This window comes from Dactylosporangium sp. NPDC006015 (genome assembly GCF_040614215.1).
Lineage (GTDB): Bacteria > Actinomycetota > Actinomycetes > Mycobacteriales > Micromonosporaceae > Dactylosporangium > Dactylosporangium maewongense.
In genome coordinates this window covers 1-12,939 of record NZ_JBEXUD010000073.1, presented here as the reverse complement: position 1 = coordinate 12,939, position 12,939 = coordinate 1, and the positions used below count along the sequence as shown (strand labels likewise).

At 66.3% G+C, this 12,939-nt stretch carries 10 protein-coding genes; 5 read left to right on the top strand and 5 right to left on the bottom strand.

All coding sequences use genetic code 11. The features are described from left to right. Window positions 1–1,029: 1,029 nt before the first annotated feature. The 3 genes from ABZ321_RS55100 to ABZ321_RS55090 form a co-directional block, all read right to left on the bottom strand. Window positions 1,030–1,962: a hypothetical protein gene (locus tag ABZ321_RS55100; protein WP_354904577.1), complete on the bottom strand. Its 933-nt coding sequence runs from the start codon at window positions 1,960–1,962 to the stop codon at window positions 1,030–1,032. Window positions 1,963–2,120: 158 nt separating this feature from the next. Continuing rightward, window positions 2,121–2,516: a hypothetical protein gene (locus ABZ321_RS55095; RefSeq protein WP_354904575.1), complete on the bottom strand. Its 396-nt coding sequence runs from the start codon at window positions 2,514–2,516 to the stop codon at window positions 2,121–2,123. A 109-nt stretch (window positions 2,517–2,625) separates the two neighbouring features. Then, complete coding sequence (locus ABZ321_RS55090; RefSeq protein ID WP_354904573.1) at window positions 2,626–2,946, bottom strand: hypothetical protein; 321 nt, start codon at window positions 2,944–2,946, stop codon at window positions 2,626–2,628. 207 nt (window positions 2,947–3,153) lie between these two features. Between ABZ321_RS55090 and ABZ321_RS55085 the strand changes: the two genes are divergently transcribed. Continuing rightward, the gene (locus ABZ321_RS55085) at window positions 3,154–4,269 is read left to right on the top strand and encodes a site-specific integrase (protein ID WP_354904571.1); all 1,116 of its coding nucleotides are present in this window, start codon (window positions 3,154–3,156) and stop codon (window positions 4,267–4,269) included. Between the two features lie 814 nt (window positions 4,270–5,083). Beyond that, window positions 5,084–5,377, top strand: a complete 294-nt coding sequence (locus tag ABZ321_RS55080; RefSeq protein WP_354904569.1) for a DDE-type integrase/transposase/recombinase — start codon at window positions 5,084–5,086, stop codon at window positions 5,375–5,377. Window positions 5,378–5,589: 212 nt separating this feature from the next. Here the strand turns inward: ABZ321_RS55080 and ABZ321_RS55075 are convergent, their stop codons facing one another. Continuing rightward, window positions 5,590–7,737, bottom strand: a complete 2,148-nt coding sequence (locus ABZ321_RS55075; RefSeq protein WP_354904566.1) for a transglycosylase domain-containing protein — start codon at window positions 7,735–7,737, stop codon at window positions 5,590–5,592. A 1,177-nt stretch (window positions 7,738–8,914) separates the two neighbouring features. Next, window positions 8,915–9,550, bottom strand: a complete 636-nt coding sequence (locus ABZ321_RS55070; RefSeq protein WP_354904563.1) for a TetR/AcrR family transcriptional regulator — start codon at window positions 9,548–9,550, stop codon at window positions 8,915–8,917. Between the two features lie 123 nt (window positions 9,551–9,673). Here ABZ321_RS55070 and ABZ321_RS55065 point away from each other — a divergent pair, with 123 nt between their 5' ends. The 3 genes from ABZ321_RS55065 to ABZ321_RS55055 form a co-directional block, all read left to right on the top strand. Then, a complete protein-coding gene (locus tag ABZ321_RS55065) occupies window positions 9,674–10,666 on the top strand; it encodes an alpha/beta hydrolase (protein ID WP_354904561.1) in 993 nt (330 codons plus the stop codon). Between the two features lie 9 nt (window positions 10,667–10,675). Then, complete coding sequence (locus ABZ321_RS55060; protein ID WP_354904559.1) at window positions 10,676–12,034, top strand: extracellular solute-binding protein; 1,359 nt, start codon at window positions 10,676–10,678, stop codon at window positions 12,032–12,034. Then, the coding region (locus ABZ321_RS55055) for a sugar ABC transporter permease (RefSeq protein ID WP_354904557.1) at window positions 12,031–12,939 on the top strand (909 nt) is incomplete at its 3' end. The genes ABZ321_RS55060 and ABZ321_RS55055, both read left to right, overlap by 4 nt.

The window sequence follows — 12,939 nt, the reverse complement described above, 5'->3', positions numbered from 1 at the left end:
GGCCTTTCGCTGAGCAGCGGCGGGCCGCCGACGCGTCCGTACCCGATTACCGTCAGGGTCTTCGGCAATAAGGCGAACGCGTACGCCTCTATGCGCTGCTGAGCGGACCTCTTCGACGATGGCGAGTGCATCTAGAGTTGACGACAGACCGACAATGACGATCTCGAATCGCGAGTTTTGAAGCAATGTAGAAATTGCCTGCGACACGTCGCTTGTTGCGAGTCCGACTGCGGTTTCCAGTTCAACGGAACGGCCGAAATTCGCCCACTCCGGATCGTTGTGTCGGTCACCTAAACCGCTCGGACGCGAATAGATTTTCGACATTATGACAGCGATCGACGCGACGACAGTCGCCACTCCTATGGTCACCACTTCAGCGTCGAAACGGCGTGTAGCGTATGCGGCCGCGAGCCCCGTTATCGCAAAGGAAATGGAGGCGGATAAAAGCAGAAGTCCCGGCTCCTGGAGCAATCTTGTCGCATGTCGAGCAACCATAAACGATCACCGTTAGATCTGTCGGAGACGGCTCCGGATGGGCGGGAAGGTAGAGTCCTCGCCCACGCCGTCGCGCGGTTTGAGAGTTCTACTGCCGAGGTGTGCTGAGGGTGTCTGATAGTCGCATCGAGCGAGCCCGGCTGCAAGGCATGGACCCAACCTTCGCCTGTCCGGCTGATCCAGCACCACCGGACTGGAGACGATCAATGTTGATCATTCTCTGAACTCGCCCGGCGAGCTGACGTTCTCAGCTCTTTCTCCTCTGGGCATGCACCTGGAGGCAATGGTATTGCCATGATCAAGTGCTCGCTCATCGGCATGAGCGGACGCCAAGATCGCAATTCCAGGGTCGAGGAGAGTCCTGCTGATCTTCGGCGCGTCGACGCGACGGTGCGGGTTGGTTTGGGCTGGTGCGATGCCATGGAGGCAGTCAGCCATAGGCCTTCAATCGCATGTGACGCAGCTGCTCGATACGCACAGGAGCGGGAAGATCTGCTGTCCCGCTCGACGAGCCGATGAGGCGCCGTGGCATACCTACGCGTCGTCGGTGATACGCCAGGTATTTGGCGGTCCGGTCGGGGGACCCGCGACGACTTTCACGATCCTGGCCGCGCCTGACGCGCGAATGGCACAGCCTCGGTGCTGACCGTTGGTGAAGTCGTCACCCGACCACGTCAAGCCCTCGCTGCCGAGCAGCGACCACAGGCCCCACTTCTCGCCTTCCGGCCGGCTCTTTCCGTTGATCTCCCTCTCGATCGTGCCTTCATCGGGTTGGTCGCCCAGGTTGTCGACGATCCGTACCGCCTCGTCGACGATCCGTCGCCAGTCCGCCGTGTGGTAGCGGCACGCGGCATAGTCGTTCGGGGTCAGTGTTGTGTAGAAGTGCTCGCGTACTTCGCGCGGCGCTTCGCGGTCGTGGTCGTATCTGTGCTCGCGCATGAAGGTCCAGAACCGCTCGTGGTGGACGCACTGGAACGGGTTTCTTGGTGGTGGCAGATCGGAGACCGGCACGACGACGAACCGCACTGTCGGCGGTTGCTCCTGCAACTGCCCGCCGACGGCGAGCACCCGATCAAGAACCTCCTCATGGGGTGGCAGAAGGTCCAGAGACGCGCCGATTGCCTGCTCGATCCGGCTCCGTGGAATATCGCGGCCCCCTTTGAGCCACCGAACCTCCCCGGTCGACGTGATCACGACCTCGGAATACTCGGTCGGTTCAGTGCCGAACACGCCGCCGGGGTAGCAGAGGAACCACCGTATGTGCTGGGGGGCCGAGGGAAGGTATGTGGAGATGACCGCGGCGGCGATGCGTTCGATCACGTTGGTCACCGAATTTCCCGGATTGCCGGGCACCTCCGTCACGATCACGACGGCGGCGGTTGCGGCGCGGTAGACCCGGATCCAGCAGACAATATCGACCTTGCCGGCGCGGTCGAGGGGCATCGGTTCACTCGCCACCAACTTCACGGTGCCAATCGTAGATCCCGCCCCGGCGGTCCTACCGTCTGCCGCAACGCTGGCCGATCGGAGACCTGCGGCCGTGCTGCTTGCCCGGGCGCGGGTTGAAAGCATTCCTCCTGCCCCGCTCCTGGAGGGGGTGCCAGACGGGGCGGCATCGCTGCTGTTCAGCGTGGATTGATCCCGGCTGGATAGATGGGTTCTGGTGCGATGGCCTCGCTGGGGATGTGGGCGCCGACTGGTCGGCCGAGCCACTTCGGTGGCTTCCCCGCGCGGGTAGCGATGCGGTCGTCCATCGCTGTCCATATGACGATGTCGAGTAGTCGCAGGTCTGGGATGAGCGGTGGCTGCTGCGGTCCGGGTGCTGCGGCAAGCTCGGGCACCGTCGGCGACACCAGCGCCCGCAGCTGCGCCATCGTCTCGTGATGGTCGTGGAGGTACGTGGCCAGCGCGCGGACGATCGCGGCGATGCGCTGTTGACGGTTCAGGCCGAAGCGTTGCACCGTGATGCTAAGGTCGTCGCGCTGGTAGCCGAACGCCATCCCGACGTAGCCGTCGAGCACCGGGATCGCGGCAGGCCTGTACAGGGCACCCAGCTTCGTGATTCTCGGCGCCCAACGCCATTGAATTTGAACTGGCAGGCACGGATCACCGCGGCAACCTCCTCTTCGGTCATGGAGTGCAGATCCCGGTCGACTGGGATGCGGCCGATCCGATCGGCGAACTCGCGCCGAGCGTCCGATTGAAGTCGGCGATCTGTGAGATCTCCACCCGGCCGTTGAGGGCGTTGGCGAACAGCAACGACCACGCCGAGACTTCTGTGAAGAGGCCGGCCGCCCGTGCGCTGATGCCGGCCAGGTCGTAGACGGCCCAGCCGCTGTACCGCGACGTGCAGTACACCCGGATCCGGTTCGCTGCCTCGTCGATCGGGACCGGTTCCAGTACCTCACCGACGAATCCCGCCGTTACGTGGATGGCTGCCGTCGGTGTCATGCATGAGACCGTAGCGATCGAGCCTGATCGAGCGGGCGCTTGTCGGCCATAAGTGGGCGCCCGTCGGGCCGTTGGCGCCGATCGGTCGAGGAGATTCACTCGTACTGGGGTTCCTCTGGTGGTGTGAAGTGTTGTTGTGGTTGGTGCTGGGTCGCGGTCGGATGTGTTGGAGGGACCGTTTCAGAAAATGAGACGGCGGAGGTTGTCGTGGCCGATGTTGAGGTGGTTGTTCGGGATCCGGGGACGGGGTTGTTCGGGTTCCGGGTGGAGCTTGGCCGGGATCGTGCTGGTTCGCGGATGCAGGCCCGCCGGGGCGGGTTCGTGACGGAGCGGGCGGCATTGGCGGAGTATCGACGGTTGTGTCGGCAGCGTGACGCGCAGCGGCCAAGGTTGCGGCTGTCCGATTCGGTGCAGACGTTGTGTGAGGATTGGCTGGTCGGGCGGGTGCAGCAGTTGCAGCCGAATACGGTGTACAACTACCGCTGCCTGCTGAGCCTGATCTATCCATACGTGGGTCGGGTCAGGGCGTCGCGACTGAGCGGCCGGATGGTCGAGCGTGCTTACCAGCAGCTGGAGGCGGCTGGCTACTCCCGCACCACGCTGCGGACGTTGCATCTTGTGCTGGGGAAGGCGTTTAGTGAGCAGACTGGCCGGAGTCTCGGTGCGCTTAAGCCTCGGGAGTCCGATGAGCTGCGGCCGGTGTGGACGGTGGATGAGGCCCGGGTGTTCCATAAGTTCGTTGCTGGTGATCGGTTGTATCCGTTGTGGCGGTTGCTGCTGACGACGGGTCTGCGCCGCGGTGAGCTGTGTGGTCTGCGCTGGTGTGATCTGGAGCCGGATCTCGCCGTGTTGACGGTTCGCCGGCAACGGGTGGTTGAGGATCCGACGAGTCGGGTGCGGGAGAAGCCGCCCAAGTCGCACAACGGCGTCCGCAGCCTGGCGCTCGACCCGATGACGCTTGCGGTGTTGAACGATGTCAGGCCGCGCGCGAAGAAGTCGCTGGTGTCCGGCTACATGTTCACCGGTCGGCAGGGTCAGCCGTTGCGGCCGGACAACGTCACGCACCGATTCAACCAGCTCGCGGTCGCGGCAGGCGTGCGCCCGCTCGGCCCACATCAGATCCGGCACCTGGTCGCGTCGAATCTGCTGGACCTCGGGTACGGCATTGCTGAGGTGGCCGAGCGTCTCGGTCATGACCCGGCGACGTTGATGCGCTACTACTCACGGGTCAACGCCTGCCGCCGTCGTCAGGCCGCGGACGACATCGCGGGGCTCATCACGCCGGAGCTCGACGCGGGCGCCGGCGTGCTGAACGCGGCGTGAACACGACCGTCCTGCGGGTCCGCTGATCGACCGCGAATGCAGCGCGAACGCAGCAACACGAGCGGCACTTGATTAGGAAGCGCTCACAATGGGCTCACAGCAGAGATCAACTCCTCGTGGACACGGAAGTATGACGCGACACCAGTCGGCACGGGGAAGGAGTACTATGAAGAGGTCAGGAAGACGTGAGGGCATAGACCGGCATCGGGCAACACTCAGTAGCAGAGTCGTTACGAGCCTGGGGGTCAAGGGGTCGTGGGTTCGAATCCCGCCGTCCCGACTTTGCGAAAGGCCAGCTCAGCTGGCCTTTTCTGTTGACTGTTACGAATCTTCTGATCGTGTCATGACACGCGTTTTTGCCCGTACGACCGTACGGTTTGCGACGTCGACGGTCGCCCGGCGTGCTCGCTGAACTCCTCGCTGTTGCGTTGAGCGGAGTCAAGGGGTCTGTGAGGGCCTGTCGGTGCTTGCCGTGAGAGTGTGGTTGAGCAGGCGTTTGTAAGTCGTCGGCGATCGTGGCGTCACGTGATCGACACCTTGACTCAGGATTGCACCCCGTCCAATTCAAGTGTCCACTGTGGATGACCGTGACACATCTCTGACGCGAACGCCCGTACGGTGATCTTCCCGAGGGTATGCTCCGCTCGGCGGCGGGCGGGCGTTGGGCATTCGGTGTGGCAGTTGCCCCGCCGGGCCGAGGTCGATGCTGTGTGAGCCGCAGGCGGTACTGTGCGTCCCCGATTCAAGCGGAGGTCCTCGCCTTGGAGGATGACAGCTCATCCAGCAAGTTCTCGACATCTGCCAGGTCATCGACGTGCTCGTCTCCGCCCGCCGCGACGCCGAGGCAGCACGACGGTTCTTCCGGCGGGCGCTGGCCACCCTGAAGGTGCGACCCACCGAGATGGTCACTGACGCAGCGTCGGTGTACCCGGCGGTCCTCGATGAGCTGGTTCCGTGGGCGTGGCACCATGTCGAACGGCATGCCGACAACCGGGTCGAGGCCGATCATAGTCAGCTGAAACAGCGGCTCAGACCGATGCGCGGGCTGCGGACCGACCGGACCGCACAGACAATCATCGCCGGACACACCTCTTCATGCAGAACCTAATGGCCGCGGCCATTTACGAACTCGGACTCGACGCTCCGCGCGGGCTCCGCGTCGCTGCAGCGTTCACCGAGCTCGCCGCCGCCATCTGAAGACTGGCCGCGCTCACGCATACGCGCCCTCCAGTCGGCAAACGCAACAGTGGCCGTTCGGCTCGGTTCAGCGCCGTTCGGGGAGCCGTTGCGCTCCCGCTCTGCTCCCTCAGCGAGACGTGGTTAGCCGCCGAACGCCTTGGCATGGCTCGGCGCGGTGAAGTTCACCGCGGGCACGCCGGCGAGGGCGCCCTTGAGCGTGTATGCGACCGCGTTGTTGATGACCGGGTGCGACATCGTCTTGTTGGTCTGCGGGTTGTCGGGATCGGTGACGATGCCGGCGACCGCGAGCTGTTTGGCCATCACGACGAACGTCGCGCTCTTCTCGCTGTCGGTGGTACCGGTCTTGCCAGCGACGGGCCGGTCGACCTGGCCGTGGACGCCGGCGGCCGTACCACCGTCGGGGCAGGCGTTGAACGCGGACTGGTCGCCGACCGGGCAGCGGGCCATGTCCACGGCGGCGCGGGCCACGTCCGGGTCGACGACCTGCCTGCACTGCGGGCTCCCGGCGTCGATCTTGTTGCCGTTGAAGTCCCGGATCTCGACGATCGGGGTCGGGGCGCAGAACTTGCCGTCAGCGGCCAGGGTGGCATAGGCGTTGGCGAGGTCCAGTGGGGTCGTGTCCGACACGCCCAGCGTGAAGGCGCCCCACTGGTGGGCGTCAGCCGCCAGCTTGGCGTCGTTCGAGGACCGGAACTGGATGCCCAGCCGCTGCGCCACGTCGACCACCTTCTCGGCGCCGACCTTCTGCTGCAGCGGCACGAAGTACGTGTTCAGCGACATGCCGAAGCTCTGCCACATGTTGAAGTCGCCGGCCTGGTCACCCGAGTTCTTCGGGCAGTAGTGCGCCCCGTTGCAGGCGGTGGGGCTGCTGGGGTCGACCGGATAGTCGGACACGAACTGTTTCTGGACGTTTTCGGTATGCGACAGCGGCAGACCTGCCTCCAGCGCGGCGACCGCGGAGAACATCTTGAACGACGATCCGGCCTGGTAGCCGAGGATCTCCGGGCCGCCGGTGATGAGCGGGACCGTCGTGTTGGGATAGTTGCCCTTCTGTCCCTTCTTCGCCGGGTTGGTACTGGCCCCGTTGTGGGTCTGGTCGTTGCTGAAGTTGCGGTTCGTCGCGAGGGCCTGCACCCGCCCGGTACCCGGCTCGATCGCGGCGAGCATGACCGCATCGGAGTCGCCGAGCTTGACGGAGTTGCCGGCGCCCGGCTGGTTCTGGGCGTACTTGAACGCGGCAGCCTGGGCCTGCACGCTCATCGAGCTGACGATGGTGTAGCCGCCGGAGCGAAGTTTGTTCTGCCGCTCGTACGCGTCGGCGCCGAACGCCGGCTGCTCGAGCCACCACCGGCGCAGGTAGTCGCACATGAAGCCGGCGCCGAGGTCGGCGCGCTGGACGGCCTCGCAGCCCTCGGGGGTCCGCCTGCCGACGATCGTGAGCTCGGCGGCCGCCGCCTCGTCGGCCTGCTGCCCGGTGATGTAGCCCATCGTCACCATCTGGTCGAGCACGTACTTCTGCCGGTCCAGCGCGCGTGGCAGGCCCTCGGCCGTGGCCGGGTCGTTGGTCGTCGGGGCCTTCACCAGGCCGGCGATCAGCGCGGCCTCCGGCAGCGTGAGGTCCTTCGGGTCCTTGTTGAAGTAGACGTGCGACGCGGCGAAGATGCCGTACGCGCCGTGGCCGTAGGACGAGATGTTCAGGTACCGCTCCAGGATCTGCGCTTTGGAGAGTTTCTTCTCCAGCGCGACCGCGAGCTTCATCTCGCGCACCTTGCGGGCCGGCGTCTTGTCGGTGGCCTCCACGACCTCCTGCGGCGTGCGCGCAGTGTAGGCGGAGACCTGCCGCACGTATTGCATCGTCAGCGTCGAGGCGCCCTGCTGATCGCCGCCGTTCTGGTTGTTCACGAACGCGCGGGCCACACCCTTCGCGTCCACCCCGTGGTGCTGGTAGAACCGGGTGTCCTCGGCGGCCACGATCGCCTGCGCCATGACCGGCGCGACGTCGGTGATCGGCACGTCCCGCCGGTTCTCGTCGTACATCATCGCCAGCAGCGTCTTGCCGTCGCTGGCGTAGACGTACGAGATCTGCGGCGCCGGCAGCACGTCGAACGTGGTCGGCAGACTCTCGAAGTGGTCGGCGCCGGACTTGGCGGCCAGGCCCGACACGGCCAGCGCCGGGAACGTCGCAGCGGCCACCACCACGCCGGCGAGCAGTCCACACAGCAGCAGCGACGAAACGGCGGACAGCACACTACGGCCACGCAAACGCATACAGATACCCCAGGGTTTCGCCGGCTATGCAGTCCCAATCGCTTCAAGCCCTACCCAACCTGATGCTTTGCGACACGTGACACTTTGCACATGGATCGGCAATAACTGTCCATTGTGGACCGTATCGGTCGCCGCAGGCGTGTCAGCGGGGCTGGGGACCGCGCAGCCGTCGGGTCCACAGCCAGCCGCCGGCCAGAGCAGCACCACGACGACCGTGCCGAGCACCAGCCGCGGGACCGATCCGGAACGCCGATCGCTCGAGTCGGCTCGGCCGCCGGAGCGGGGGAGGCGGCAGCCGGGGTCGGGCTGGCGGTCCGGGGGAACTCGGGCTCACGGAGGTGCGGCGCTGGTGGGTGCGGGCACCGCGGAGCGCGAGGGTGCGTGCGAACGCGACGGTGCGGGAGAGCCGTACGGTGCGGTCCCCCTCGCAACGTGGAGGCCAGAACTCGAGGGATAGAGGTTCATGGCTGAACGGGACATCGGTTCGATTATGTCCACCGCCAGCAGTTCCGCACCCGCACCGAGGCCCGGCTGAAGATCGCCACCTGGATCCGGAACTTGTGCCAGAGCCCAGTAGTTGGGCGCCGTGCATTGAGCGTTGGCAAGATCGAGGCAGACTTGAGCGATGAAGTCATCGATCAGGCCTGATCGGTGGCGGCCTGCGAAGTCGGCGTTCGCCGGGTTCCGGTTCCCGGCGGAGGTCATCGTCGTCGCGGTGCGCTGAACGCTCGAGGTGCTGCGGAAGGTCGTCGCCGGTCGATTCGGCAATCAGGCGGAGGCGGCGCAGGCGCAGCTCTTCTGGCACCGACCCCTTTACTCGGCCGGCTTATGCTGGAGGCGACCTGGGAGAATGTGCTTGAGCGCGTCGCTGGGGCCTCCGACCGACGAACTGGTCGTACGAGAGCGCATCGACGCGGCGCTGGCCGCAGGCGAACTCCGCGGCCCGGACGGCGTGATCACCCGCTGGCGGTTCCACAGCAGTCACGGCAGCGACGTCACCATCGAGGAGACCGACCACGCCGAACGACTGATTCACGGCCAGCCCCTCTGCGGGTGTGCGGCGGTTCTGGGGGCATCGTCCCGATCGTTCGGGGCTGGGTCGCCTACCACCGCACGGCAGTGTCCAGCGCGGACCCGTGAACATTTCGATGAGTGCCGGACTCCCGGGGGCGTGTCGTCAGGACGTCGCCGACCCGGTCGCCAACTGCCTGGTCTGCTGTGCCGCCCATTGGGCGGCCGCCGCGGCGACGGGGATCGTCGGGTCCACCAACCATGCGGCCTCGAGGCCGTAGCAGAAAGCGATGATTTCCATTGCCTTGAGCTGCGGGTCGATGTCATCGCGCATCTCGCCGCGCTCTTGTGCGGACCGCAGGGTCGCTGTCACGCGGTCGATCGTTGTCCGGTAGCCGTCGACCAGCCGTGGGTGGAGGTCGGTGTCGGGGCTGACGTTTTCGCCGAGGACGACGGTGTTCATGCCGAGCAGGCTGGCCACCTTGCCGTCGTGCTGGCTGGGCCAGCTGGCCATGTGCTTGGCGATGATGTCGACGATCTTGATGCCGGGGTCGGGTCCGTCGCCCCACAGCCACTGCTCGGAGAAGGCCAGGTGGCGATCCATGACGGCGTTGAGCAGGGCCTCCTTGCTGCGGAAGTGATAGAGCAGCCCGGTTTGTGACACGCCGGCCTCGGCCGCGATGTCGGCGAGGCTGGTGCCGCGCGCTCCGTTGCGGGCGATGAATCGTACGGCGACGTCGACGATGCGGTCCCGTGTCTCGAGGCCCTTCGCTGAGGTCTTGGGCTTCTGGGCAGGGGACACGGTTGATCTCCTCGCGATGGTTGGGACGGTCATCGCCAAGCATAGACAACCGACTGAGTATTCGGTAACTTCTGCGAAACAGACTGAGTGCTCAGTCTTAACTGTGGCGAGAGGCGCGATCGCATGAGTGCAGCTTCCCGGCGAGGAACCCCGGTCGTCCGCGAGGAAGACACTGCGCTGCGGCCGCACGAGCAGGTTCAGGCCTTCCTGGACAGCTCCGGATCATCACCCGACCCGTGGGCCGCCGACATCGCGGCCGTGCGGGCGGACGCACGTGCGAAGGTCCTGGCCGTGACCGGCGAGCCGGCGCCGGTGGCCTCTGTCGAGTCGGTCGACGCGGACGGCGTACCGGCTCGGCTCTATCTGCCCACGGGTGCGGAACGGGAGGTGCTGGTCTGGGCGCACGGCGGCGGCTGGATTCACGGAGACCTCGACACCGCCGAGGGTGTCGCCCGGGCACTCTCGAACCGGGCCGGATGCGGGGTCCTGTCCATCGACTACCGGCTCGCGCCCGAGCACCCGTTTCCAGCCGGCTTCGACGACACGTGGACGGCCGTCACCTGGGCACGCCACAACTTCGGCAGCGTGGCTGTCGGTGGGGACAGCTCGGGCGGAAACCTCGCCGCGGCTGCCGCGCTCAAAGCGCGTGATGAAGGCGTTCGGTTGGCCGCCCAACTCCTCGTCTACCCGGTACTCGACAGCGTCGAGAACACCGACTACAAGGTCGCGTTCCGGCGGCGGTACGAGACCTTCGCGGGCCAGTCGGGTTTCGGCTCCAACAGCTACCGTCGGCTCCAGTACATCTGGGCGACGTACGTCCCCGACCCAGCACACCGCAAGGCGTCGTATGTATCCCCGCTGCACGCTGAATCTGTGCGCGGTGTCGCGCCTGCGACGATCATCACGGCCGAACACGATTTCCTCCGCCGCGAGGCCGAGGACTATGCCCGGCGTCTGGAGGCGGCCGACGTGCCGGTCGAGCTGACCGAGTACGCGGGGCAGATCCATGGCTTCTTCGAGATGTTCGCCGTGATGACCGACGCGCATCACGCCGTTGGCAAGGCTGGCGACGCCGTACGCCGCGCGTTCCAGTCAACCCACACCATCGAGCCTTAAGGACTTCTCGTGCGATCGCTGACCCATTACTGCGGAACCCTCCGGGCCGCCGGCGTCGCCGCGGCGGCTGCCCTGCTGCTCGCCGCCTGCGCACCCGGCGGCAACTCCGAAGCCGGCCCGGCGCCGTCCAAGCCGGTCTCCACCGGCATCGGCAGCGAACCGGTCACCCTGAAGCTGCTCGTCACCAGCGGCGTCGACGTCCCGTTCTACACCGCTCTCGGCAAGCTGTTCCACGCCAAGCACAGCAACGTGACCGTCAAGGTGGAGAGCCAGGACTACGCCGCCTTGACCACGACCATCGCGCGCACTCTCGCCGGGAACAACGTGCCCGACCTCGTCCGCGTGCCGCAGCTCGGCAACCTGACCAAGGACCACCTGCTGATCAGCCTCGACCCGTATGCGCAGGCGTATGGGTGGAACGAGTGGCCGCAGTCGCAGTTCGCCTCCACCCGTGTAGCGGCGGACGGCAGACAGCGGGGGACAGGCTCGTTGTACGCCGCGGGCGCTGGTTTTGGCCTGACCGGGGTGTATTACAACAAGGCGCTTGCGCAGCGGATCGGTATGACGCGGCCACCGGCGACTGTCGCCGAGTTCGAGCAGTTGCTCGCCAAGGCGAAGGACGCCAGGCTGCAGCCGATCATGATCAACGGCAAGGACGGCGGCAGCGTCTATCCGCTGCAGAACCTGGTGATGTCCTACGCCGGTGACGCGCGAGCCGTCCAGGACTGGAACTACGCCAAACCCGGCGCGAGTATCGACACCGCGGCGACGGTCAAGGCCGCCACGACATTGCAACGCTGGGGACAGGCGGGATACCTGCCGGCCGACGTGAACGACATCGACCAGACCCGGGCCCCGGCCGAGTTCATCAAGGGCAACGGCGTGTTCTTCCCGAGCGGCAACTGGCAGGCTCCGGGACTCGACAAGACCGGACCCGGTCAGTTCGGGTTTTTCCTGTTCCCGCCCGGCGTTGCCGGTGGGCCGTCGTACGCGATGACCGCCGTCGCCAACCTGGGGATCCCGGCGAAGTCACCCAACGCAGACGTGGCGGCCGCGTTCCTGGACTTCGTGCAGACGGACCAGCAGGCGCGGCAGGAGACGGTCACCCTCGGCGGGCTGGTGCCGGCCGGCCCGTCGGACGCGCCGGCTCCGACCGCGCCCGAGGGGTCGGCGGTCGCAGCCACCGTCAGCGCGTTCCAGGAGTTGCTGAAGAGCAACGGGCTGGTCGGCTTCATGGCTGATGCGACGGCTTCGATCCACGTCAACAGCCTCATCCCGCAGACGCAGCTGCTGCTGGCCGGCAAGACGACGCCCGAGGCGTTCGCGGCCAAGGTGCAGTCCGACTACGAGCGCGATCTCGGGCGATGATCGCGGCGAGCCGACCCAGGGGTGATGCGGTGCTGTCCGTCTCGACCCCGGAGGCGATGCGGCAGGATTCGGCTATGACCGACCCGTCGAGCGTTCCTGCGGCACCACAACCCGCCGCACGGCGCCCATCCGCACTCCGGCGGCGGAGCTGGAGCGCGCTCCTCTGGGTTGCGCCAGCGTTCGGCATGTACGGCGTTTTCGTGCTGTTCCCGATGCTCCAGTCCGTGCAGTACTCGTTCTACGACTGGGATGGCATCGGGCCGGCGACGCCTGCCGGACTGGACAACTGGAAAGCGATCTTCACCCAGCCGGAGCTACTGCAGTCCGTGGTGCACGCGTTCGTCCTCGTCGTGTTCTACACGGTCCTGCCGGTCGGGCTCGGTCTGGTCGCCGCGTCGCTCATCCGCGAACTGAAGCCCAGCGCGTTCAGCACCACCGCCCGGGTCGTACTGTTCATCCCCCAGGTGCTTCCGCTGGTCGCGGCCGGTATCGCGTGGACGTGGATGTACTCCTCGGACGGCCTGGTCAATCAGGTCTTGCGCGCAGTCGGCCTCGATCAGTACACACGGGCCTGGCTCGGTGACTTCACGTTCGCTCTGCCCGCGGTCGGTGTGATCGGAGTCTGGGTCATGCTCGGCTTCTGCACGGTGCTGCTGCTGGCGGGCATCGGCAAGATCGACCCGGCGCTGTACGAGGCGGCCCGGCTGGACGGGGCCGGGCGGGTCAGTGAGTTCTTCGCCGTGACGCTGCCCGGGTTGCGGCGCGAACTCGTCGTGTGCACGACGTTCACGATCATCGCCGCCCTGGCGAGCTTCGACGTCGTCCAGATCGCGACGCAAGGCGGTCCCGGCTACCAGACGATGGTGCCCGGCGTGCAGATCTACCGGTTGACGTTCCTGCAGCAG